The sequence below is a fragment of the Streptomyces sp. Tue6028 genome (assembly GCF_002300165.1).
Taxonomy (GTDB): Bacteria; Actinomycetota; Actinomycetes; order Streptomycetales; family Streptomycetaceae; genus Streptomyces; species Streptomyces siamensis.
Map to the genome: position 1 here is coordinate 13180 of NZ_MLCE01000029.1, position 25326 is coordinate 38505.

Below are 25326 nucleotides of genomic sequence, written 5' to 3' on the forward strand. Positions count from 1 at the left end.
GGGGGTTGCGTTGGGATCAGCCCGGGTCCGCGGCGCCCGGCACGGCACCTCGCCGTGTTGTCGGACCACCCGAGTACGCCCAGTACGCGGATGATCCTCCGCCTTGCGATGCACCGCACCGGACGCCGCGGCCCGATCCGACCTGATCCAAATGCCCCCAGGGGCACGCGGGCGGGTCCGGCGCCTGTCAGAGGTCTTGACAACCGAATTGGTCTGGACCAAGTTGGGCGCGCTCCACCCTCCCATTTCCCCCATGCCCGGAGGCAGTTGTGGATCGCACCGGACGCACCGGACCGTTCTCGCGTCGCAGACTCATCGCCGTGTGCACGGCGACCGCCCTGGCCGTGCCCGGCCTTGCCGCGCTCTCGTCGACCGCCCGTGCGGCCGACGCGGACCTCGCTCGCAACGGCGGGTTCGAGTCGGGCCTGGACGGCTGGACCTGCACGGCGGGCAGCACCGTCACCTCACCCGTCAGGAGCGGCAGTTCGGCGCTGAAGGCGACCCCGGCCGGCAGCGACTACGCGCAGTGCTCGCAGACCGTGACCGTCAAACCCGACGCGCAGTACACCCTCTCCGGCTACGTCCGGGGCAGTTACGTCTATCTCGGCGCCACCGGCACCGGCACCACCGACGTCTCCACCTGGACCCAGTCGGCCGCCGACTGGCAGAAGCTGGCCACGACCTTCCGCACCGGCCCCTCCACCACCAAGGTCACGATCTACACGCACGGCTGGTACGGCACCGGCACCTACTACGCCGACGACGTCTCCCTGGTCGGCCCCGGCGTCGACGCGGGGCAGCCGCCCGCCGCGCCCACCGGCCTGACCGTCGGCACCGTCAGCTCCTCGTCCGTCGCCCTGTCCTGGTCCGCGGTGGCCGGCGCGACCGGGTACGCCGTCTACCGCGACGGAGCCAAGGTCCAGACCGTCACCGGCACCTCGGCCACCGTGAGCGGACTGACGCCGTCCACCGCGTACTCCTTCCAGGTCGCCGCGACGAACGACGCCGGCGAGTCCGCGAAGTCCTCGACGGTCACCGCCACCACCTCGGCGGGCTCCGGCGGCGGCTCCTCGGACCTCCCCCCGCACGCCCTCGTCGGCTACCTGCACGCCAGCTTCGCCAACGGCGCCGGCTACACCCGCATGGCCGATGTGCCCGACAGCTGGGACGTCATCGACCTCGCCTTCGGCGAACCGACCTCCGTCACCTCCGGAGACATCCGCTTCAACCGCTGCCCGGCCACCGAGTGCCCCACCGTCGAGAGCGACGCCGACTTCAAGGCGGCGATCAAGGCGAAGCAGGCCGCGGGCAAGAAGGTGCTGATCTCGATCGGCGGTCAGAACGGCCAGGTCCAGCTCACCACCACGGCCGCCCGCGACACCTTCGTCTCCTCGGTCTCGAAGATCATCGACACCTACGGCCTGGACGGCCTCGACATCGACTTCGAGGGCCACTCGCTCTCCCTCGACGCGAGCGACACCGACTTCAAGCACCCGACCACACCGGTGGTCGTCAACCTCATCTCGGCGCTGAAGACCCTGAAGGCCAAGTACGGCTCGAAATTCGTCCTGAGCATGGCCCCCGAGACCTTCTTCGTGCAGCTCGGCTACCAGTACTACGGCACGGGCAAGTGGGGCGGCCAGGACCCGCGCGCCGGCGCCTACCTCCCGGTCATCCACGCGCTGCGCGACGACCTGACCCTGCTGCACGTCCAGGACTACAACTCCGGCCCGATCATGGGCCTCGACAACCAGTACCACTCCATGGGCGGCGCGGACTTCCACATCGCCATGACCGACATGCTCCTCACCGGCTTCCCGGTCGCGGGCGACGCGAACAACGTCTTCCCGCCGCTGCGCCCCGACCAGATCGCCATCGGCATGCCCGCCTCCACCAACGCGGGCAACGGCTACGTCGCCCCGGCGGAGGTGACCAAGGCCCTCGACTGCCTCACCAAGAAGACGAACTGCGGCTCGTACGCCACGCACGGCACCTGGCCGGGGCTGCGCGGCCTGATGACCTGGTCGGTCAACTGGGACCGGTTCGGGAGCTGGGAGTTCTCGACGAACTTCGGCCGCTACTTCGGCTGAGGAACATCCACAGTCCCGTCAGCAGCGCCGTGCACAGGCACCAGCTCGCCACCACGTCCAGCGGCCAGTGGTAGCCGCGGCGGACCAGGCCGCAGGCGACCAGGGCGTTGAGGACGAGACAGGCGGCGACCAGGGCGCGACGGGCGCCCGGGCTGCGCAGACGGGGGAGGAGGAGCAGCGTGGCGGTGCCGTAGGCGATGGCGGCCGTGGCCGTGTGGCCGGAGGGGAAGAAGCCCGTGCCGGGACCCATGACCGGGGGGCCCGGACGGGCGACGAGCTCCTTCAGCGGGACGATCAGTGCCGGTACGGCCGCCATCAGCACCGCCGCGGCGGTGGGTGCGAGCCACCAGCGGGCCGCGCCGGCACGGCGGGCGTGGACGGCCACACCGACGAGGACGACGGCCAGGACCGGGACGGCGACGGCGATGTTGCCGAGGTCGGCGAGGATCTCGGCGGTGCGGTCCGGGCGGACCAGCCGGCCGCTGAGGCGCTCGTCCGCCCGGGCGAGCGCGCCATGGGCGGCCACCTGCCAGGTGATCAGCGCGAAGAGGAGAGCCGGAAGGCCGAGGAGGAAGGTCGGCCGCCCCGGAACAGGGGGGGTGGTTCCGGGGCGGCCGTCCTGATCGGATTGCCGCGCGCCCCGGGGGGTTTGGGGCGGGCGACTGTCCGATCGGTGAGGAGATCCGGAGCCGGAAGCCCCGGGTGTGTGCGCGAGGGCACGACCAGGCGGAAGCTGGGGAGGCCCCGACCCGGTGTCACCCACAGTCCCCTGTGGGCGGGGTGTATCTCTCATCTGGGTAGAACCTACGACAGGGGGTGCGGCTCCGACAGACGGAATCGCGTCCCGTCATGCACCTCGCACACGTTCTTCACACGCCCTCACGCCGAGTGCCCCGGCACCGGCACCGACCGGAACCCGGCGGGGCCGGTGGACCGTGTTCCGGTGCCCGGGCGGGTGGGGCGTCAGATGCGGGCGAAGGCCTGCTCGATGATGTCGAGGCCCTCGTTCAGGAGGTCCTCGCCGATGACCAGCGGGGGCAGGAAGCGGAGGACGTTGCCATAGGTGCCACAGGTCAGGACCAGCAGGCCCTCCTGGTGGCAGGCCTTGGCCAGCGCGGCGGTCGCCTCGGGGTTCGGCTCCTTGGTCGCCGGGTCCTTGACCAGCTCGATGGCGATCATGGCGCCACGGCCACGGATGTCGCCGATGATGTCGAACTTCTCCTGCATGGCGGACAGGCGCGACTTCATCGTCGCCTCGATCGCCTTCGCCTTGGCGTTGAGGTCGAGCTCCTTCATCGTCTCGATCGCGCCGAGCGCACCCGCGCAGGCCACCGGGTTGCCGCCGTAGGTGCCGCCGAGGCCACCCGAGTGCGCGGCGTCCATGATCTCGGCGCGGCCGGTGACGGCGGCGAGCGGCAGGCCGCCCGCGATGCCCTTGGCGGTGGTGATCAGGTCCGGGACGATGCCCTCGTCCTCGCAGGCGAACCACTGGCCGGTGCGGCAGAAGCCGGACTGGATCTCGTCCGCGACGAAGACGATGCCGTTGTCCTTGGCGAACTTGCTGATGGCCGGGAGGAAGCCCTTGGCGGGCTCGATGAAGCCGCCCTCGCCGAGGACCGGCTCGATGATGATCGCGGCGACGTTCTCGGCCCCGATCTGCTTGGTGATCATGTCGATGGCCTGGGCGGACGCCTCGGCGCCGGCGTTCTCCGGGCCGGTCAGCCAGCGGTAGCCGTACGCCACCGGAACGCGGTAGACCTCGGGCGCGAAGGGACCGAAGCCGTGCTTGTACGGCATGTTCTTCGCGGTCAGCGCCATCGTGAGGTTGGTGCGGCCGTGGTAGCCGTGGTCGAAGACGACGACGGCCTGGCGCTTGGTGTACGCGCGGGCGATCTTGACGGCGTTCTCGACGGCCTCGGCGCCGGAGTTGAACAGGGCGCTCTTCTTCGCGTGGTCACCGGGGGTCAGCTCGGCCAGCGCCTCGGCGACGGCCACATAACCCTCGTACGGCGTGACCATGAAACAGGTGTGGGTGAAGTCCTGGAGCTGGGCGGAAGCCCGGCGTACGACGGCCTCCGCGCTGGCGCCGACGCTGGTCACGGCGATGCCGGAGCCGAAGTCGATCAGCCGGTTGCCGTCGACGTCCTCGATGATGCCGCCGCCCGCGCGCGTGGTGAACACGGGGAGCACGGAGCCCACACCGGCCGCGACCGCGGCGGTACGGCGGGCCTGAAGCTCCTGCGACTTCGGGCCGGGGATGGCGGTGACGACGCGGCGCTCCTGCGGAAGTGCGGTCATGAGGGGCTCCCTGATGATCTTGCGTGGGGGTGTTTCGGACGCTTGCCTTCTTTTCTCGCAGGCTAGGACGGTAGGTGAGGACTGGGCATGCTCCATGTGGGCGTTGTCCGGGAGGACGCTTGTCCGCGGTGGACATAGCGGAGCAACCGTGCATCCCCGCGAGCCCGGCCGCGTATGCGGTGAACTCCCCTTGCGGGGGCGTTAGATTGACTCGCGGACGGTGGACGGAACGGCTGGTCAGGGGGCAAGGGCGATGAACAGCGACGGGACGCAGGACGCGCGGGGCACGCATGCCGATTCCGTGCCGCGTCCGGCACGGCCGCCCGAGGTGCCCGCGATGCCGCCCCGGCCCGCCCGGGCACCCGGCATGCCGCCACCGCCGGACGGATCCGCCTTCCTGACCTGGCTGCGGGCGCCGCGCCCGGAGGCCGCACCGGGAGTGTGGCGCTTCGGACACCGTCCGCGGCCGGAGCAGGAGCCCGAGCAGATCCCGGCCCGTCAGCTGCTGAGCGGCGCCGTGATCGCCTTCCTGGTCGGATGGCTGGTCTGGTCGCTGCTGTGGAACGGCTACCTGGGCGGCTGGTGGGTCCTGCCGCTGGAACTGTTCACCCCCGACTCCTGGCGGCACAGCGACGACCGCGTCGGCAACGCCTTCCTCTGGTACGGCTACTACACGCTGATCGCCCTCGTCATCATGATCGCCGTGGGTCGGCTGGGCCGATGGGGTGAGGTGTGGCGGCGCTACGGACTGCCGGCCTGGCAGCGCGCCGCACCCGTGAGCGAGCGCCCGCCGGCCCCCGAGGAGGACCCCGCCCAGTGGAACCAACTGCGCGCGGCCGGGGCCGGCGAGGCTGCCGACCGGCTCGCCACCGAGGCCGGCGCCGGGCTGATGCGCGACGTCGACCACGCCCGGATCGCCCGGGCCTGGCAGGGCGTACGCAGCGGACGGCACAGCCTCGCCACCTTCACCGGCGCGGTCCTCAAGGACGGCGCCGCCGCCTGCCTGCACCCTTCCGGGGAGCGTGACCTGCCCGGACGGCTCGCCCGGCACGACCTCGTCACCGGACAGGTGCGGCTCGGCACGACCGCCGACGATCCGCGCAACCCGTACGCCTACCGGGGCACCGGACTCGGCCTCGGCCCCGAGCTGCTCGGCACCTCGCTGCTCGCCGTCGGGCCCGCCGGATCCGGCAAGACCGGTGACGTCGTCTGGCCGCTCGCCGAGTCGCTGTGCCTGCACGCGCTCGCCGGGCGGGCGGCGGTCGTCGTCGTCGGTGCCGCGGGCGCCGGGCTCGGACCCGCCGACGCCTACGACGTCGTCGTACGGATCGGGAAACCCGAGTCCGTGTACGACCTCGACCTGTACGGCGGCACCACCGACCCCGACGAGGCCGCCGCCGTCCTCGCCGAGGCGCTCGTCGGCGACCTCGCCGACCCGCACCCCGGGAGCGACGGCCGCCGGTCGACCACCGTGCTCGCCCAGCTGCTCGGGCCCTTCCAGGCCGTCCACGGCCGCTTCCCGTCCGTGCCGGAACTGCGTCAGCTCCTCGACGGCACCCCCGGCCCCCTCGCCGCCCTGCGCAAGGGGCTCCAGGACAGCGGGCAGGAGTCCCTGCTGCGGGAGCTGGACGCACGGGAGCGTCAGCTCGGACACCCCGGCGACGTGGGGGTCGTCCTCGCGGACCGGGTCGCCCTGCTCGACCGGCCCGCCTTCGCCGGGTTCTTCGACACCTCCGGGCAGTCGCGGCCCTTCTCGCTGCGCGCTCTCGACCACCCCGTACGGGTGCGGATCGACCTGCCCGCGCGCGGCCACGCCGACGCCTCGCGGATCCTCGCGCGGCTGGTGCTCGCCCAGTTCACGGCGAGCGTGGCGATCCGGGAGGACCGGTCGCTGTTCGCCTGTCTGGTGCTCGACGACGCCACCGGCGTCGTGACCCCGGAAGCCGTACGAGGCGTCCAGCGGCTGCGGTCCGGCAACGCCGGGGCCGTCCTGACGCTCCGCACCCTCGACGATGTCGCCCGGCCGCTGCGCGGCCCCCTGCTCGGCGCCATCGGCTGCCGTATGGCGCTGTCGGGGCTCACCCCCTGGGACGGGCAGGACTTCGCCGAGGTCTGGGGCAAGGAGTGGATCGAGGCCCGCGACGTCACCGACCGCCAGATCATCGCCGAGACCCCGGCGGGCAAGGCCCTGCACATGGTGCGCAGGGTGATCACGGGGCACGCGCCCACCGCCCGCGCCGTCACCGTGCGCCAGGTCGAGCGGGAGCGCTGGTCCGCGTCCGAACTGGCCCACGCGGTGCCAGCGGGGCACGCGGTGCTGTCGCTGACCAATGTGAAGGGGGAGCACGCGCCGCCCCTCCTGGTGGATCTACGCGGCTGAGCAGGACGAAGGGGCATCGGGTCACACGGCGACCGTACGGTGAGGCAGAATCGACACAGGTCGTTCATACGCCGCGGCCAAAAGATCACAGAGATCACACAGACCTGAAGGCCCCATGCCCCCCACGCTCGCCTCGCTCGTCCACCATTCCGCGCTCAAGCTGACCGTGCGCGCGGGCGAGGACCGCCTGGACGTGCCCGTCCGCTGGGCGCACGTCAGCGAGCTCGCCGACCCCGTGCCGTACATGGAGGGCGGGGAGCTGCTCCTGATCACCGCGCTCAAGCTGGACGCGGAGGACCCGGAGGCCATGCGGCGCTATGTGAAGCGTCTGGTGGGGGCGGGGGTCGTCGGACTCGGCTTCGCCGTCGGCGTCAACTACGAGGAGATCCCGAAGGCACTCGTCGACGCCGCCGAGGAGGAGGGGCTGCCGCTCCTCGAAGTGCCCCGGCGCACGCCCTTCCTCGCCATCAGCAAGGCCGTCTCCGCCGCGATCGCCGCCGACCAGTACCGGGCCGTCACCGCCGGGTTCGCGGCGCAGCGCGAGCTCACCAAGCAGGCCTTGAACGACGGACCCGAGGGGCTCCTCGCCGCGCTCGCCGGACAGGTCGACGGATGGGCGGCGCTCTACGACGCCTCCGGAGCCGTCGTCGCCACCGCACCCGAATGGGCGGGCCGCCGGGCCGCACGGCTCACCCCGGACGTGGAGCGGCTGCGGGAGCGGCCCGCACCCGCCAGCTCCGTCGTCGGCGGCGACGACCGGGTCGAGCTCCACTCCCTCGGCACCGGGCGTCGGCCGCGCGCCGCGCTCGCCGTGGGCACCGCGGCCGCCCTCGGCACGGCGGAGCGCTACGCCGTGCACTCGGCGATCGCCCTGCTCACGCTGACCACGGAGCGGTCGCGGTCGCTGCACGCGGCCGAACAGCGGATCGGCGCCTCCGTGCTGCGCATGCTGCTCGCCGGGGAGCCCGACCACGCCCGCACCGTCGCCGGGGACCTGTACGGGGAGCTGCTGGACGCCCCGTTCCGGCTGATCCTCGCCGAATCGGCGTCCGCGTCGGCCGCGCGGGCGCACGCCGACGGACACGCGCGCGTGAGCGCGGCGGCGCCCGCGCAGACCGCCGTCACCGTGCCCGACACCAACGGCGACCCGCTCGACGGGCTCGCCGAAGTCGTCGAGTCCGCCGCCGCGCGCTCCGGGGAGTCCGTGCTCGTCGTGCCCGACGGCGAGCGGCTCGTCGTGCTCGCCGTGGACGGGGGCGCGGCGGTCGCCGCGTGCGGGGATTACGCCGCGGCGCTGGAGGCCTCGCGCGCCGCCGTGCGGGAACAGCCCGCCGTGGACGAGGACGAACTGGTGGTCGGGCTGTCGGCGCCCGCCGGCCCGATCGCCGCGGCGGCCGCCTACAAGCAGGCCGAGCAGGCACTGTCGGTGGCGCGGCGACGCGGCCGGTTCCTCGTCGAGCACGAGGAGCTGGCGGCCGGCTCGGTCCTGCCGCTGCTCGCGGACGACGCGGTGCGGGCCTTCGCGGACGGCCTGCTGCGCGCGCTGCACGAGCACGACGCGACCGGCCGGGGCGACCTGGTGGCCTCACTCCGGGCCTGGCTGTCCCGTCACGGCCAGTGGGACGCCGCGGCCGCCGACCTCGGAGTGCACCGGCACACCCTCCGCTACCGCATGCGCCGCGTCGAGGAGATCCTCGGCCGCTCCCTGGACGACCCCGACGTACGCATGGAACTCTGGCTGGCCCTGAAGGCGACGTCGGCAGCAGGGGAGTAGCCCTCCCCGACCCACCGACGAGCGTGTCGCTCCGGCCCGCCCGGCGGAGGCGAGGCTGTGGCCCGGCGGCAGGGAGGCATTAGCCCGTCCGGCGTTTGAGGACGAGGCCGTGCAGGTCGATTCGGGGTTTGGGGGCTGTGCTGGGCGTGTGCTGCGGGAGGTGAGTTCTGGTCGGCCTGGTGGTCGGGTCGCTCTGGCTGGTCTGGGGGCGGAGAGGCGGTAGCCCGTCCGGCGTTTGAGGACGAGGCCTTCCAGGCCGATCCGGGGTCTGGGGGCTGCGCCGGGCACGTACTGCCGGAGGTGTGCTCCAGGCCGATCAGGAGGCCCCGGGGCGGAGCCCCTGGGGAACAGGCACACGCCACCCACCGTGCCAAAGCGGAGCATCCCACCCGCTGACTGCTACGACTCGGACAAGCGACCGTCCCGCGCCCCGGCCCTACCGTGGATCGTGAAAGCGCAGGACCATCCAGCGACACCCCCAACACGGAAGGGCCGGGACTCGACAATGACTTCCACCCACGCCTTCTGGCTCGCCGGCCGCCAGGCCACCGGTGAGACCACGTTCGACGTCACCTCGCCGTGGGACGGCCGAGTCGTCGGACAGGTCAGCGTGCCGACCGAGGCACAGGTCGAGGAGGCGGTCGCCGCCGCGTACGCCGTGCGGGACGAGTTCGCCGCCACCCCGGCCCACGTGCGCGCCGCCGCCCTCGACCACGTCAGCAAGCGCCTGGTCGAGCGCACCGAGGAGATCGCGCAGCTCATCTCCGCCGAGAACGGCAAGCCGATCAAGTGGGCGCGCGGCGAGGTCGGCCGTGCGGTGTCGGTGTTCCGGTTCGCGGCCGAGGAGGCCCGCCGCTTCAACGGCGGCGAGGCCCAGCGCCTCGACACCGACCTCGGTGGCCAGGGGCGCCTCGCCCTCACCCGTCGCTTCCCCAAGGGCGTCGTCCTCGGCATCGCGCCGTTCAACTTCCCCCTGAACCTGTGCGCCCACAAGATCGCCCCGGCCATCGCCGCCGGCGCGCCGATCATCCTGAAGCCGGCGCCCGCGACCCCGCTGTCCGGCCTGATCATCGGTGACCTGCTCGCCGAGACGGAGCTCCCGGCCGGTTCCTGGAGCATCCTGCCGGTGTCGAACGAGCGGATGCCCGCGCTGGTCCAGGACGAGCGCCTGCCCGTCATCTCGTTCACCGGCTCCGAGAAGGTCGGTTACGCGATCATGGACTCGGTGCCGCGCAAGCACTGCACCCTGGAGCTCGGTGGCAACGGCGCGGCCGTCGTCCTGGCCGACTTCGCGAGCGACGAGGACCTCGACTGGGCCGCGACCCGCATCGCGACCTTCTCGAACTACCAGGGCGGCCAGTCCTGCATCTCCGTGCAGCGCGTGATCGCCGACGCGTCGGTGTACGACCGGCTCCTGCCCCGCATCGTCGCCGCCGTCGAAGGCCAGGTCACCGGTGACCCCTCCGACGACAAGACCGACGTCGGCCCGCTGGTCAGCGAGGACGCGGCCAAGCGTGTCGAGGCGTGGGTGGACGAGGCCGCCGCGGCCGGCGCCCGTGTGCTGACCGGCGGCAAGCGGGACGGTGCCTCCTACGCGCCGACCGTGCTCGCCGACGTGCCGGCGGACACCACGATCTCCTGCGAGGAGGTCTTCGGCCCCGTCCTCACCGTGCGCAAGGTGGACGGCGAGGCCGCTGCCTTCGCCGCGGTCAACGACTCCAAGTACGGTCTCCAGGCGGGTGTGTTCACGCACGACCTGCAGACGGCCTTCCGCGCCCACCGTGCGCTGGAGGTGGGCGGCGTCATCGTCGGTGACGTGCCGTCCTACCGCGCCGACCAGATGCCGTACGGCGGTGTGAAGCAGTCCGGCGTGGGCCGCGAGGGTGTGCGCTTCGCGATGGACGACTACACCTACGAGCGCGTGATGGTTCTGACGGGCCTCGCCCTCTGACCCACACGTCCCGAGCCGACGGCCGGAGCCCGCTGTGCGGGGGCTCCGGCCGTCGGCGTATGCCCGCACGTCGTGACGTGGAGACGGCCGGCCCCGGGTGCCGCGGCGGGGGGAATCGGCAACAGGGCGCGGTGGCGCGGTCCGGCTCGTAGGCTGAGGGCGCCTGGCACGGTCGCGTGCCCTCGGACGGAGATCAACCGATCGCATCACAGGAGGAACCGTGGCCGGTCAGTTCGAGGCGACAACCGAGGTCGACCGCCCCATCGACGAGGTCTTCGCGTTTCTCGCCGCGGGCACGAACGACCCCCGGTTCAGCCCCCGGGTGCAGAAGATCACGAAGAATCCGGAGGGCCCCACGGCCGTGGGCACGGTCTTCACCAGCACGGTCAAGGACGCCGGCATGAAGACGGGCCGGCAGTTCCGGATCACCGAGTTCGAGGCGCCCCACCGGATCCGCTGGGCGGAGGTCTCGAAGAACGTCGTGACGGCCGACGAGGGCGGCTACGACCTGGAGTCCACCGGTGAGGGCACGACGCGCGTCAGGATCTTCAACGTCCTCGAAGGCCATGGCATCGGCAAGCTCCTGGTCGGGTTCGCGCTGAGCGCGGCGCGCAAGGACGCGGACGCCTTCGGCCGGCGCATCAAGGCGGCGGTGGAGGCCTCCTGAGGCGGGCCCGGCCCCGCCGGCAGCCGCCCCAGCCCCCGGTGCCCCGGCCGACGACGGCCGGGTGCGCGCGTGCGTCCCGTAGCCCGAAGGCCCGGCACCGGCGGTGCTTCCGCGTGCCGCACTCCGTGCCGTACGCGGACAGTGCACGCTCCCGGTGCCTCGCTCGCGCGGACGCGCCCCGCCCCGTACGCGGAAAGGGCCCGCTCCCGATGCCTCACCCGTGCCGGACCGGCCCCGCCCCTGCTCCGAAAAGGGCCCGGCACCCGTGTCCCGGTGCCGGGCCCTCCGTCGGCTTCCGCGGACCCTCAACCGGAGAAGCCGACGTGCGCGAGCCGCAGCGGCCCGCGCAGCCTGAGGTGGACGTCGCGCACGCCGTCGGCCGTGACGGCGGCGCCGAGCCTCGCGTAGTCGTACGGCCCCTTCGTCGCGGTGACGGTCAGCGCGACGTACGACCGGCCGCCGTCCAGCGACAGTTCCACGACGCCCTCGCCCGCCGCCTCGACGGACACGTCCGTGACCCCGGTGCCGAAGTCGCATGCGGTGAAGACGAGTTCGGCCGTTCTGCCGTCCACCGGTGACACCGCGTCCCCCTCCGTCCGCGTACGGTCGACCAGGACGGCCCCCCGTTGTTCGTCGAAGTCGGCCGCGTCCAGGCCGTGTTCCAGGACGCGGCGGGGCGCGGCCGGTTCACCGTCGAGCTCGACCGTCGTACGGAGCCGCACGTCCTCGCTGGACGCACCGGCGAGCAGTTCGTACCCGCCCGGTTCCAGGCGTGGCCGGCTGAGTGCCACGTCCCAGAACTCGAAGGCGGAGCGAGGGACTTCGAAGGAGAGTTCCGCCGAGGCGCCGGGTGCGAGGCGGAAGCGGCGGTGCGCCGCCAGTTCGCGTCGGGGACGCGGCACCGAAGGGGCGACGGCGCGCACGTAGAGCTGGGCCACCTCGTCGGCGGTGGTCCCGCCGGTGTTGGTGACGCTGAACGAGACCGTCAGCCCGCCCGGGTGTCTGCGGACCCGGAGATCCGCGTAGGCGAACGACGCGTACGACAGGCCGTGTCCGAAGGGGAACAGCGGCGTGCCCTCGAAGTACAGGTAGGTCTGGCGGCCGCCGATCACGTCGTAGTCGAGGAGGTCGGGCAGGTCGTCGTCGAAGGCGTACCAGGTCTGCGGGAGACGGCCCGCGGGCGAGACGTCCCCGGCGAGGGTACGGGCCAGGGCCGTGCCCGCGGCCTGTCCGCCGTGCGCGGTCCACAGGACGGCCGGCAGCCCGGCGACGTCGACCGCGTACGGGTACGCGGACACCAGGACGAGGGCCGTGGCCGGGTTGGCGGCGCGCGTGGCGCGCAGCAGCCGCTCCTGGTGCGCGGGCAGCCGCAGGGTCGTGCGGTCCTCCGTCTCGCGGCCGTTGATGTGCGGGTCGTTGCCCGCGACGACGAGGACGACGTCCGCGGAGGCCGCCGCGCGCGCCACGGCGTCCGCGCCCCGCTCGGTGAAGTCGAGGAAGAGGACCGCCGGGTTGTCCGCGGCAACCTTCACGCCGTCGGCGGCGACCGTGACGTACCTGCCCGTCCCCAGGTGCTTCAGGAGGTGGCCGTTCTCGTGGGACTGAGAGGGTTCCAGGCGGAAGGTCTCCTGGACGACCCAGCCGCCGGGCCGGTCGGCGGAGGCGCGCACGAAGCCGTCCTCGGCGACCGACAGGTAGCGGCCGTCCGGGGCGCGCAGGGTCAGTACGCCCTCGCCCCAGTCGATCAGCGCGAACTCGGTGCCGGGCCCGTCGGCGGTGAGCGGGGGCAGGTCGGTGCGACCGGACAGCAGGGCCGGGTCCAGGGCGCCGACGGCGCCGCGTACCTCGTCCGCGGCGCTGTCGGTGGCGGGCACCGACAGATGCGTGCCCTGTGTGGTCCGCAGGCGGACCCGGTCCACGCCTTCGGCGAAGTCCACGCGGTCGGCTCCGAACCGCTCGTACAGCCCCTCCAGCGGCGTCGAGCGGTGGATGAGCGTGCCGCTGTACCAGTCGAGCTTGCACTCGTCGGCGAGGAGCCCGACGACGGCGACGCGGACGTCCGGGCCGAGCGGCAGCAGCCCGTCGTTCTTGAGCAGGACGATCGCCTGTTCGGCGGCCTCCTGGGCGAGCGCGCGGTGGGCCGGGGTGTCGAAGTCCTCGGTGCCGGCGTACGGGTCGGACTCGGGGTCGAACTCGCCCAGCCGGAAGCGGACGTCCAGCTGGCGGCGGACCGCGGTGTCGATGTCGGCCTCGCTCAACAGCCCCTGGACGAGGGCACCCTGGACACGGCCGACGATCTGCGAGCTGTCCGTGCCGTGGTCCGTGAAGCTGTCGACGCCGGCCAGGACGGCGGCGGCGGTCGCCTCCTCGTGGGTGTCGAAGTAGTGCTCGGACTCGACCAGGTTGGAGGGGGCGCCCGCGTCCGAGCAGACCAGCAGCTCCTGGTCGGTCCAGGTGCGCAACTGCTCACGCAGGTACGGCGAGACGTGGTTGGGGCGGCCGTTGACCAGGTTGTACGCCGGCATCACCCCGGCCACCGCGCCCGCCTCGACGGTCGCGCGGAACGCGGGCAGGTCGTACTCGTGCAGCACGCGCGGGCGCACCGAGGACGACGTGGTGTCGCGTCGCGTCTCGTTGTTGTGCGCGAGCCAGTGCTTGAGGACGGGCGCCGTGCGCCAGTACAGCGGGTGGTCGCCGCGCAGGCCCCGTGTGTACGCCGTGGCGATGGCGGAGGTGAGCCGCGGGTCCTCCGAGTAGCCCTCCTCGTTGCGTCCCCACAGCGGGTGGCGCAGCAGATTGACGGTGGGGGACCAGACGTTGAGGCCGACGCGGTCGTCGTGGGCACGCATGGCGCGGGCCTCCGTCGAGACCGCTTCGCCGACCCGGCGCACGAGGTCGTCGTTCCAGGTCGCGCCGAGCCCCACGGCCTGCGGGAACACGGTCGCGGGGCCCATCCAGGCCACTCCGTGCAGGGCCTCCTGCCCGGTCCGGAAGGCGGCGATGCCGAGCCGTTCCACGGCGGGCGTCAACTGGTGCAGGAACGCGATGCGTTCGTCGAGGGTGAGCCGCGCCAACAGGTCGTCGATGCGCTTCGCGAACGGCAGTCGCGGATCACGGAAAGGCGGCGTAGGAGGCGTCTGTGCGGTCACTTGGTGATCCCTTTGCGACGGAGCGACGAGGAGCTTTCGAAGCGCTTCGATGCTGATTCGGTCGAGGGGCAGGTGTCAAGACACCCCGGTGCAACAACTCCGTTTCCTCGGTGTGATGTCAAGTGCCAGAAGGGGGGCGCGGATTGGTCCACACCTCCGAGGAATCTTGGAAACGACTCTTGTGCGCCCCCAGGTGTTCACTTAACCTCGCAGCAACATCGAAGCGCTTCGACTGGCGGGACTGCCGCTCAGGAGTCCGCATCTCCGAGGACCGCTTCAGCTCAGCCAGTTCCACTCAAGACACCGCAGCCGACGGCTCCACCGCCGGGTGTCCTGCTGTGCGCCACGAAGGGTTGACGCAATGACGCCGAACTCCGCCACCTCCGCTCCCAGTCGGAGAAGCTTCCTCGCCTCCACGGCGGTCGCCGCGGCCGCCGTGGCCGGCGGCATGCCGCTGCTCACCGCCTGCGGCGGGCAGGACGGCAACAAGGAGGGCACGACCTCCGGCAAGGACGCCCAGAAGATCCTTCCGGCCTTCGTGGCGTCGAGCGTCGTGACGCCCGACATTCCGGCGAAGAACGGTTCGGCGGCGGGGTTCACCCAGGCGATCGCCCTGGACGGGCTGAAGTCGTCGGTGCCGAAGAAGCTCGGCAGCGGCGGCAAGTTGAAGGTCATGGCGCCCCTGTGGGGCACCCCGCCGTCCAACGGCAACGCCTACTACAAGGCCATGAACGAGGCCGTCGGCGTCGACGTGACCTGGCAGAACCAGGACGGCAACACCTACGACGAGAAGCTGGGCGCGGTCCTCGCCTCCAGCGACATCCCGGACGTGGTGGTCGTACCGGGCTGGAACCTGATGGGCAAGATCCCCAGCGCCGTCAACGCCAAGTTCGCCGACCTCGGCCCGTACCTGTCGGGCGACAAGGTCAAGGACTACCCGAACCTCGCGGCCGTGCCCACCGACGCCTGGCAGCGCGCCATCTTCGGCGGGAAGCTGCGCGCGATCCCGATGCCCGCCTCGTACGTCAACAACATCGCGCCCTTCTACCGCAAGGACCTCTTCGCCAAGAAGGGGTACCAACTCCCCAAGAGCGCGGACGAGTTCCTCTCCTGGGCCAAGGACGCGACGAGCGCCAAGGCGAAGGTGTGGGCCTGCGACGACCTGAAGTGGACCGCCTTCAACATGTTCGGCGTGCTGTCCGGCAGCGACAAGGCGCTGTGGTGGAACCTCGACGGCGGCAAGCTGATCAACCGCATCGAGACCGACGAGTACCTCGAAGCCCTGGAGTGGACCCGCAAGCTCTACGCGGCCGGCGTGGTCCACCCCGACGCCAAGGCCGTCAAGGGCGACGCGTCCAACCGGTTCGGCGCCGGACAGGTGCTCGTCTTCAACGGCGACCTGTCCTACTGGTACGGCAAGACCGCCGAACAGCGCACCCAGAACGCCGACTTCGAGATGGCCGCGTTCGACATCTTCGGCCACGACGGCGGCGACCCCGCCCTGTGGGCCGTCCAGCCCGCCAACATCTTCACCTTCGTCAACAAGAAGGCGTCCGAGCAGCAGATCAAGGACTTCCTCGCGCTGGCCAACTTCTGTGCCGCCCCGTTCGGCACCAAGGAGCGCATGCTCACCGACTACGGGGTCGAGGGCGCCGACTTCGAGCTCAAGAAGGGGCTGCCCACCAAGACCACGCAGGGCACCAACGAGGTCAACGGCGCCTACGACTACACCGGCGACCCGGCCGCCTACCTCGCCCACCCCGACCTGCCCGAGATCGCCAGGCTCCAGGTCGAGTGGCAGCAGCGCATGGGCGCCTTCACCAAGAAGTCGTCCTTCTACGGCCTGACCGTCACCGAGCCCAACCGGTGGACCAACCTCGCCAACGACTTCGAGCAGCTCGAGGACGACATCGTGCGCGGCCGCAAGAAGATCGCCGACATGCAGCAGGCGGTCTCCGACTGGAAGCAGAAGGGCGGCGACGGCCTGCGCGCCTGGTACAAGAAGCTGCTCGACGACAACGGCTCCGCGGCCAAGTGACCCAGGGCTGAGGCAAGGAGGAGGCCGTGTCGCACAGCACGGTGCCCCGGAGCAGGGCCGAGGCGAAGACGGGCGGGCGGACGCCGGGCGCGGACGCGCCCGGCGGGAGCGCCGGGAAGGCGGCCGCGAGACGCGCGGCGAGGCGGGCGGGGCGGCGCACCGGCCGGCTGGACCTGCGACTGCGGTTCAGACGCGACCGCACCCTGATCCTGATGACGCTGCCGGCGGTCGCGCTGATCCTCGTCTTCACCTACATACCGGTGCTCGGCAACGTCGTCGCCTTCCAGGACTACGACCCGTATCTGAGCGACAACGGCTTCGTCGCCATGCTCCAGAGCCCCTGGGTCGGCTTCGAGAACTTCCAGCGGATCTTCGAGGACTCGGCGTTCTGGCACGCGGTGCAGAACACCTTCGTGCTGTTCTTCCTCCAGCTGGTGCTCTACTTCCCGATCCCGATCCTGCTCGCGCTGCTCATCAACAGCGTGGTCAGGCCCCGGGTCCGGGCGGTCGCCCAGGCGATCATGTATCTCCCGCACTTCTTCTCGTGGGTCCTCGTCGTCACCGTCTTCCAGCAGATCTTCGGCGGCGCGGGCATCATCGCGCAGACCCTGCGCCAGCACGGGCACAAGGGCATCGACCTGATGACCGACCCGGGGATCTTCAAGTTCCTGGTGACGGCCGAGGGCGTCTGGAAGGACGCGGGCTGGGGCATCATCGTCTTCCTCGCCGCCCTCTCGTCCGTGTCGAACGACCTGTACGAGGCCGCCGCGATGGACGGCGCCGGACGATGGCGGCGGATGTGGCACGTCACGCTGCCCGCCCTGCGCCCGGTGATCGCCCTGCTGCTGGTGCTCCGCGTCGGTGACGCGCTGACGGTCGGGTTCGAGCAACTGCTGCTCCAGCGCGACTCCGTGGGCCCCGGGGCCTCCGAGGTCCTCGACACCTACGTGTGGTGGAACGGCATCCGCAACCAGGACTTCGGGTACGCCGCTGCCGCCGGCCTCGTCAAGGGGGTCGTGGGCCTCGGACTCGTGCTGACCGCCAACAAGGTCGCCCATCTCATGGGTGAGCAGGGGGTGTACAAGAAATGACCGCTGTCGTCGACAAACCCGCCGTCGGGCCGGCCCGCCCGCCGGGCCGGTGGGCGGCGCCGCCCCGGCCGCCCTGGGAGGAGGAGCCGAGCAGGGCCGGGATCGCGGGCAAGGGGCTCGCCCTCACGCTCGCCGCCCTCGCGATCCTCTTCCCGCTGTGGATCGTCATCGTCACGAGCCTGCAGTCGAAGAAGACCATCGACGCCGCCGGAGGCCTGGTGGTGATCCCCAAGGGCGTCACCTTCATCGCCTACCAGGAACTGCTCGGCGGCGGCCAGGTGCAACGCGCCGCCCTGGTCAGCCTCGGGGTGACGCTGGTCGGCACCCTCTTCAGCATGGCCGTCTCGGTCCTGTGCGCGTACGGACTCTCCCGCATCGGCTCGCTCGGCCACCGCTGGCTGCTGATGCTGCTGCTCGCGACGATGTTCTTCGGCGCGGGACTCATCCCGACCTATCTGCTGGTGCAGGCGCTCGGCCTCACCGACACCTATCTCGCGCTGATCCTTCCGAGCGCGGTCAGCGTCTTCAACATCCTGGTGCTGCGCGCGTTCTTCATGGGCATCTCGCCGGAACTGGTCGACAGCGCACGCATCGACGGCGCGGGCGACTGGCGCATTCTCTGGAAGATCGTGATGCCGCTGTCGCGGGCCGTGCTCGCGGTGATCTCCCTCTTCTACGCGGTCGGGTACTGGAGCGCCTGGTTCAACGCCTCCATCTACCTCACCGACCAGGACATGATGCCCTTGCAGAACGTCATGATCCAGCTGGTGCAGAAGCAGGAGCGTCCGGTCGGTCTCGCGACCCAGGTGAACACCGGGCAACTGTCGCCACTCGCCATCCAGATGGCCGTCATGGTTCTGGCGCTGCTGCCCGTCGCCGTCCTCTCGCCCTTCGTCCAGCGGCACTTCAAGAAGGGGATGCTCACCGGGGCCGTGAAGGGCTGACCTGGGGTCCGCCCGCTCTGCTTCGCCTCGTTGTTCCGGTCGGCCGGTGCGGAGTGTCGGGTGCTCCTGCCGTTCTTCGGCCGCGGGTCCGTCGTGGCTGGTCGCGCAGTTCCCCGCGCCCCTGGTCGGTGCTGCCCGGACCGCTTCTGATCAGTGCTGTCCCTGATCCCTTCCCTCCTTCACGAACGAGGTATGTCATGCGCACGCCCCGACCGGGCAGAAGAGCCGTGCTCGCCGGAAGCGCCGCCGCGGCCGTGCTCGCCGCCACCCCCGGCGTCGCCACGGCGACACCGGCCGGCCCGACGGACGGAGCCGACGTGGACCCGGCGCCGTACCGCTGGCGCAACGTCGTCGTCGGCGGCACCGGCTTCGTCACCGGTGTCCTCTTCCACCCCGCCGTACGCGGTCTCGCCTACGCCCGCACCGACATCGGCGGCGCCTACCGCTGGGACGACCGGGCGGCCCGCTGGACACCGCTGACCGACCACCTCGGCTGGGACGACTGGAATCTGCTCGGAGTGGAGGCACTGGCCGTCGACCCCGCCCACCCGGACCGCCTGTACCTCGCCGTCGGCACCTACGCGCAGTCCTGGGCGGGCAACGGCGCCGTCCTGCGCTCCGAGGACCGCGGCACCACCTGGGCGCGCACCGACCTGTCCGTGAAACTCGGCGCCAACGAGGACGGGCGCGGCACGGGAGAACGCCTCCTCGTCGACCCTCGCGACAGCGCCGTCCTGTGGCTGGGCACCCGGCACGACGGGCTGCTCAGGTCCACCGACCGGGGGGCCACCTGGTCCGCCGCGACCGGTTTCCCGGCGAAGGCGAGCCCCACCGGACAGGGCGTCACGTTCCTCGCCGCGGCCGGGCGCACCGTCTACGCCGGCTGGGGCGACGGCGACGGCACCCCGGGCACGCCGAACCTCTACCGCACCGCCGACGGCAGCCGCTGGGAGGCCGTCCCCGGTCAGCCCGCGGGCGGCTCCGCCAGGATCCCGCTCCGCGCCGCGTACGACCCGCACGCACGAGAGCTGTACGTGACGTACGGCGACGCGCCCGGCCCCAACGGCCAGACCGACGGCAGCGTGCACAAGCTGCGCACCGCCACCGGAAGATGGACCGAGGTGACCCCGGTCCGGCCCGGCGGCACCACCGCGGACGGCTCGGCGGACACCTTCGCCTACGGCGGGGTCGCGGCCGACGTCCGCAGGGCGGGCACGGTCGTCGTGTCCACCAACAACCGCTGGGCGGACGGCGACACCGTGTTCCGGACCACCGACGGCGGCCGTACCTGGACCTCCCTGAAGGACACCGCCGTCCTCGACGTGTCCGAGACCCCGTACCTCAAGTGGGGCGGTGACCGGCCCAAGTTCGGCTGGTGGATCCAGGCGATGGCCGTCGACCCGTACGACTCCGGGCACGTCGTGTACGGCACCGGAGCGACCCTCTACGCCACCCGCGACCTCAGGCACTGGGCGCCGCAGATCCGGGGCCTTGAGGAGTCGGCCGTGCGCCGGCTGATCTCGCCCCCGTCCGGCGCGGCGCATCTGATCAGCGGAGTCGGGGACATCGGGGTCCTGCACCACGAGCGGCTCACGGCGTCCCCCTCGCGCGGGATGGCCACGAACCCCGTGTCCGGCACGGCGACGGGACTCGCACAGGCCGCGGCCGAGCCGTCGTACGTCGTCCGCACGGGCTGGGGCGACAACGGAAACGGCGCACACTCCCACGACGGAGGGCGGACCTGGACGCCCTTCCCGGCGCAGCCCGCCCTGGGCAAGGACGCGCCGGGGCCGATCGCCGTCAACGCCGACGGCAGCGTCCTGCTCTGGTCCTTCGTCCACTGGGACGGCACCAAGTACGCGGCGCACCGCTCGACGGACGGCGGCGTCACCTGGGCCGAGATCCCCTCCTTCCCGAAGGGCGCCACACCGGTCGCCGACCCGGTGGACCCGACCGTGTTCTACGCGTACGACACGGACACGGGAACGCTGTACGCGAGCACGGACGGCGGCGGCTCCTTCGACGCCCGCGCCGGCGGACTGCCGTCCGGGGACGACCAGTTCAGGATGGCCGCGGCACCGGGGCGCAGCGGCGACCTGTGGCTGAGCCTGAAGTGGAACGGGCTGTACCGGTCCACCGACGGCGGCACCGGCTTCGACAAGGTGACCAGCTGCTGGGCCTCGTACACCCTCGGCTTCGGAAAGGCCGCCGACGGCGCGGACTACCCCGGCATCTACCAGGTCGGCTCGACCGGGCCGGGCACCGTGGTCCTCCGCTCCGACGACACCGCCCGGACCTGGATCCGGATCAACGACGACGCCCACCAGTGGGGCTGGACCGGTGAGGTCATCACCGGCGACCCCCGTATCCACGGCCGCGTGTACCTCGGCACCAACGGCCGGGGCATCCAGTACGGAGACCCGGTCTGATGCACGCACACCAGCGGCCGAGCCTCGCCGACGCGACCCGCGGCCGCATCCTCTTCGGCGGCGACCACAACCCCGAGCAGTGGCCCGAGGAGACCTGGCACGAGGACGTCCGCCTCATGAAGGAGGCCGCCGTCAACTCCGTCACCCTCGGCGTCTTCTCCTGGGCGAAGCTCGAACCACGTCCCGGAGCACGCGAGTTCGGATGGCTCGACCGGCTGATGGACCTGATGCACGATCACGGCGTCGGCGTCGTCCTCGCCACCCCCACCTCCTCGCCCCCGCCGTGGATGGGCCGCCTGCACCCCGAGACCCTGCCCCGCGACGCGGAGGGCCGCACCGAATGGTGGGGCTCCCGCCAGCACTTCTCGCACTCCAGCGCCGTCTACCGCAGGTACGCCGCCGCCATCACGGAGGACCTGGCCGCCCGGTACGCGGGCCACCCGGCCCTCACGATGTGGCACATCAACAACGAGTACTGCACCTACGACTACGGCGACGAAGCGGCCGCCGCCTTCCGCCGCTGGCTCCAGGACAGGTACCAGACCCTCGACGCCCTCAACCACGCCTGGGGCACGGCCTTCTGGGGCCAGGGCTACGACCGCTGGAGCGAGATCCTCCCGCCCCGCCACGCCCACTACATGAAGAACCCGACGCAGGTGCTCGACTTCCGGCGCTTCACCTCCGACATGCTCCTGGAGTGCTTCGTCGCAGAACGGGACATCGTCCGCCGGCACACCCCGCACATCCCGGTCACCAGCAACTTCATGCCCCTGTGGGCGGGACAGGACGCGTGGCGGTGGGCGCGGGAGGAGGACGTCGTCTCGGTCGACCTCTATCCCGACCCGCGCGACCCCCTCGGCGCCCAGCACGGGGCGCTCGTGCAGGACATGACGCGCTCCCAGGCGGCGGGCGGACCCTGGATGCTCATGGAGCAGGCGGCCGGAGCGGTCAACTGGCGCGGCGTCAACCACCCCAAGCCGCGCGGCCTCAACCGGCTGTGGTCCCTCCAGGCCGTGGCGCGCGGCGCCGACGCCGTCTGCTACTTCCAGTGGCGCCAGTCCCGGCAGGGCGCGGAGAAGTTCCACTCGGGGATGGTCGGCCACGCGGGGGAGCGGGGACGCACCTTCCAGGAGGTCAAGCAGCTCGGCGCCGAACTCGCCGTGATCGGCCCCGAGGTGGCGGGCACCCGCATCACCGCCGACGTCGCCGTGCTGCACGACTGGAACTCCTGGTGGGCGGGGGAGCACGACGGCCGCCTCTCCCAGGAGGTCGACCACCCCCGGGTCCTGCGGGCCTGGCACCGCGCCCTGTGGGAGGCGCACCTCACCACGGACTTCGCGCACCCCGAGCACGACCTGTCCGCGTACCGGCTCGTCGTCGCCCCGCAGCCCTACCTGCTCACGGACGCCGCGATCGACAACCTCCTCGCCCACGTACGCGACGGCGGCACCCTCGTCTGCGGCTTCCTCACCGGTGTCGCCGACGAGGACGACCGGGTCCGGCCCGGCGGCATGGACGCCCGGCTCCGAGAGCTCTTCGGCATCCGCACGCTGCACGAGTGGTGGCCGCTGGACGTGGGGGAGACCGCCGAGTGCGACGGCTTTCGCGGGACGCTGTGGTCCGAGGAGCTGGAGGCCGCGGAGGACGCGGTCGTCGAGGCCGCGTACAAGGGCGGAGAACTGGACGGGCTGCCCGCGGTGCTGCGCAGGGGCACGGCCTGGTACTTCTCCACCCTGCCCGAACCGGACGCGCTGCGCGCCCTGCTGGCCGGCGTCGCGGAGCGTGCCGGCCTCAGCCCGGTGCTCGACGGCCTTCCGGACGGCGTCGAGGCCGTCCGGCGCGGCGCACTGCTCTTCCTGCTCAACCACCGGCCCGATGCCGTCACGGTCGAGGTGCCGGGCCGCCACCGCGACCTGCTCACCGGCGACCGTGTGACCGGTCCGGTGCGGCTGGAGCGCCACGGAGCGGTGGTGCTCCAGCCATGACCGGCCCCACCCGCGACAGGAGCGGGTCCGCGCGCGGCGCGGACGACGGTGCCCGCCGGAGGAGCGGGCATGGCGACGGCCCGTCCCCCTCCGTGCCCGGGACGAGCGACCGCACCGGGCCCGTCCACGGCACCTGGGAGCCGCTGCCCGCCGCCCGCTGGGAGGACGCCTTCCTGAGCGGGAACGGCACACACGGCGCCATGGTGTTCGGAGATCCGAACGGTGACCGGATCATCGTCAACCATCACCGCCTGGTCCGGCCCAACGGCAGCGCGGACGCCCGGCCCCCCGCGCTCGCCGACCGTCTCACGGAGCTTCAGGACCGCTTGCTGGCCGGAGACGTCACGGCCGGGGAGGACTTCACCGACGGGCGCCCGCTGCTGTGGGTGCAGCCCTTCCACCCCGCCTTCCAGGTGCGGCTGCGCCGCCCGGCCGCGCGGTGGCGGGCCTACCGGCGTGAGGCCGACTTCACCACCGGCGTCGTCAGTGCCGTGTGCGGCGGCTGGCGCAGCGACGTCTTCGTCTCCCGCGCCGACGACGTCGTCGTCCAGTACGTCACCGACGCGGACCTCACCGTCGACGTGACCCTGGACCACCGGCTGCCCGGAGCCCCCGCCGGCCTCGCGGTGGGGCACGGCACGGTCCTGACCCGCGAGGGCGCCGTACTCACCCTGCGGGCCCGCTACCCCGACAGCGACCGTGCGTACACCGGGGTGACGCTCGTCGTCGTCTCCGGCGGCCGGACCCGGACCGCGCTGCCCGGCATCCGGATCGAGGGCGCCCGTTCGGTCCTCCTGCTGACGCGGGTGCGGCGGCACACGGGTGAACTGGACACGATGGCCGAGGCCCGCGCACTCCGCGACCTGCTGCTCCCGGACGAGAGCGACGACGATGCGGAGCGGCCCGGCGATCGGGACGGGCTCGGCGATCCGGACCAGTTCGACGACCGGGACCGGGACCGGGCCGGGCGCCGGGACCAGGTCCACCACGGGGACGAGGACCGGGACCGGCACCATGTCCGCCACGGGGACCGTGACCAGGACCGGCACCGGACGGAAGACGCCGCGCCGGACGGCGGTGACGCGTACGCCCGGCTGCTCGCCCGCCACACCGCGCTGCACCGCCCCGCCTACCGGCGGGTCACGCTGGACCTGTGCGCCGACCCCGCCGAACGCGCCCTGCCGGGCTCGGAGCTGATCCGCCGCCCCGAGAGCCCCGCTCTCCTGGAGCGGCTCTTCGCGGCCGGCCGCCACCACCTGCTGTCCGCGGCCGGCACGCTGCCGCCACGGCTGACCGGGCTGTGGACGGGCGACTGGGACACCGCCTGGTCCGGGGCGTTCACCACGGACGCCAACCTCAACCTCCAGACGGCGTCGGCGGCAGCGGCGGCGCTCCCGGAGGTCACCGAGGCGCATGCCGCACTGATCCACTCCCAGATCCCCCAGTGGCGCGACAACGCGCGCGCCGTCTACGGCACCCGGGGCGTCGTCGCCCCCGCACACACCGACGGCGAGTCCGGCCACCTCTACCACCTCAGCCGCGAGTACCCGCTGCACGTGTGGACCGCCGGCGCCGACTGGCTCCTCAAGCCGCTCGTCGACCACGACGAGACACGCGGCGCCCGCGACCCCCGCCTGGCCGCCGCACTCGCCGAAGTGGCCCTCTTCTACGAGGACTTCCTCACCCGCACCGAGGACGACGGCGGGCTCGTGATCGTCCCGTCGTACTCCCCGGAGAACCGGCCCGCGAACGCCGGCTGGATCACCGTCAACTCCGCCATGGACCTCTCGGCGGCCCGCCACGCACTGCGCACCGCCGCCGACTACCACCCCGGACCCGCCGCCGAACGCTGGCGCGCGCTGGCCGACCGGCTGCCGCCGCACCGCGTCAGCCCCGACGGCGCGCTGGCCGAATGGGCCCGGCCCGGCCTCGACGACTCCTACGACCACCGGCACCTCAGCCACCTCTACGGCGTCTGGCCGCTCGACGAGATCACCCCGTACGACACCCCCGGACTCGCCGCGGCGGCCCGCCGGGCGCTCGAACTGCGCGGCTCCGAGAACGACTCCGCGCACGGTCACCTCCACCACGCCCTGGTGGCCGCCCGCCTCGGGGACGCGGGCCGAGTGACCCGGGCCCTGCACGAGATCCTCGCCGGGGACTTCTTCCACGTCTCCCTGATGAGCGGGCACTACCCGAAGCGGCACGTCTACAACGCCGACGCCGCGCACACCCTCCCGGCCGTGCTCATCGAGGCACTGATCCAGTCCACCCCGCAGCGGCTCGTCCTGTTGCCCGCGCTCCCCGCCACGCTCCCCACGGGTGAACTCCGCGGCATCCGCACGAGGTTCGGCGCCGAGGTCGACCTCGCCTGGAGCCCCGAGGGCGCGACGGCGGTGGTGAGACCGGGCCGTACCTGCCGCGTCGACCTCAGGACTTCCACCGGCGCGCGACCGCTCTCCCTGAGCGCCGGCGAAGACTGCGTCCTCACCCTGGGGCCGCAGTGACCGAGTGAATCCGCAGTTCCCCC

The 25326-nt window shown here is 72.3% G+C and carries 14 protein-coding genes; 11 read left to right on the forward strand and 3 right to left on the reverse strand.

All coding sequences use genetic code 11. From position 1 onward, the window contains the following. The first annotated feature begins 269 nt into the window (after positions 1–269). Positions 270–2090 carry a chitinase gene (locus BKI49_RS27630; protein WP_095936978.1) on the forward strand — a complete coding sequence of 607 codons (1821 nt, stop codon included), beginning with the start codon at positions 270–272 and terminating at the stop codon, positions 2088–2090. Here the strand turns inward: BKI49_RS27630 and BKI49_RS27635 are convergent. Together BKI49_RS27635 and gabT are read right to left on the reverse strand one after the other, a co-directional pair. Next, positions 2029–2883: a phosphatase PAP2 family protein gene (locus BKI49_RS27635; protein ID WP_095936979.1), complete on the reverse strand. Its 855-nt coding sequence runs from the start codon at positions 2881–2883 to the stop codon at positions 2029–2031. The two genes, BKI49_RS27630 and BKI49_RS27635, sit on opposite strands and share 62 nt — an antisense overlap. Before the next feature lie 170 nt (positions 2884–3053). Then, positions 3054–4388, reverse strand: a complete 1335-nt coding sequence (gene gabT / locus BKI49_RS27640; RefSeq protein ID WP_095936980.1) for a 4-aminobutyrate--2-oxoglutarate transaminase — start codon at positions 4386–4388, stop codon at positions 3054–3056. 253 nt (positions 4389–4641) lie between these two features. On the opposite strand from gabT, the gene BKI49_RS27645 reads away from it, so the two are divergent. From BKI49_RS27645 to BKI49_RS27660, 4 genes are all read left to right on the forward strand, one after another. Next, positions 4642–6768 carry an ATP-binding protein gene (locus BKI49_RS27645; protein ID WP_095936981.1) on the forward strand — a complete coding sequence of 709 codons (2127 nt, stop codon included), beginning with the start codon at positions 4642–4644 and terminating at the stop codon, positions 6766–6768. Positions 6769–6883: 115 nt separating this feature from the next. After that, positions 6884–8542, forward strand: coding sequence for a PucR family transcriptional regulator (locus tag BKI49_RS27650; protein WP_095936982.1), 1659 nt, complete (start codon positions 6884–6886; stop codon positions 8540–8542). A gap of 505 nt (positions 8543–9047) precedes the next feature. Continuing rightward, positions 9048–10493, forward strand: coding sequence for an aldehyde dehydrogenase family protein (locus BKI49_RS27655; RefSeq protein ID WP_095936983.1), 1446 nt, complete (start codon positions 9048–9050; stop codon positions 10491–10493). A gap of 220 nt (positions 10494–10713) precedes the next feature. After that, positions 10714–11160: an SRPBCC family protein gene (locus BKI49_RS27660; RefSeq protein WP_095936984.1), complete on the forward strand. Its 447-nt coding sequence runs from the start codon at positions 10714–10716 to the stop codon at positions 11158–11160. A 305-nt stretch (positions 11161–11465) separates the two neighbouring features. Here the strand turns inward: BKI49_RS27660 and BKI49_RS27665 are convergent, their stop codons facing one another. Continuing rightward, complete coding sequence (locus tag BKI49_RS27665) at positions 11466–14309, reverse strand: glycoside hydrolase family 3 C-terminal domain-containing protein (RefSeq protein ID WP_095936985.1); 2844 nt, start codon at positions 14307–14309, stop codon at positions 11466–11468. A 361-nt stretch (positions 14310–14670) separates the two neighbouring features. Between BKI49_RS27665 and BKI49_RS27675 the strand changes: the two genes are divergently transcribed. The 6 genes from BKI49_RS27675 to BKI49_RS36035 all read left to right on the forward strand — a co-directional run bounded on the left by BKI49_RS27675 (position 14671) and on the right by BKI49_RS36035 (position 25303). Beyond that, positions 14671–16347 (forward strand): extracellular solute-binding protein, encoded by a 1677-nt coding sequence (locus BKI49_RS27675; protein ID WP_095936986.1) that lies wholly within the window; start codon positions 14671–14673, stop codon positions 16345–16347. Between the two features lie 26 nt (positions 16348–16373). Beyond that, positions 16374–17438, forward strand: coding sequence for an ABC transporter permease (locus BKI49_RS27680; protein ID WP_095936987.1), 1065 nt, complete (start codon positions 16374–16376; stop codon positions 17436–17438). Next, on the forward strand, positions 17435–18382 hold the full coding sequence (locus tag BKI49_RS27685; protein WP_095936988.1) for a carbohydrate ABC transporter permease: 948 nt from the start codon (positions 17435–17437) through the stop codon (positions 18380–18382). Before BKI49_RS27680 ends, BKI49_RS27685 begins: the two co-directional genes overlap by 4 nt. Positions 18383–18579: 197 nt before the next feature. Continuing rightward, positions 18580–20811 (forward strand): beta propeller repeat protein, encoded by a 2232-nt coding sequence (locus BKI49_RS27690; RefSeq protein ID WP_095936989.1) that lies wholly within the window; start codon positions 18580–18582, stop codon positions 20809–20811. Continuing rightward, on the forward strand, positions 20811–22796 hold the full coding sequence (locus BKI49_RS27695) for a beta-galactosidase (RefSeq protein ID WP_095936990.1): 1986 nt from the start codon (positions 20811–20813) through the stop codon (positions 22794–22796). The genes BKI49_RS27690 and BKI49_RS27695 overlap by 1 nt, the downstream gene beginning before the upstream one ends. Further along, positions 22793–25303, forward strand: coding sequence for a glycoside hydrolase family 95 protein (locus tag BKI49_RS36035; RefSeq protein ID WP_257004979.1), 2511 nt, complete (start codon positions 22793–22795; stop codon positions 25301–25303). Before BKI49_RS27695 ends, BKI49_RS36035 begins: the two co-directional genes overlap by 4 nt. Positions 25304–25326: the final 23 nt, after the last annotated feature.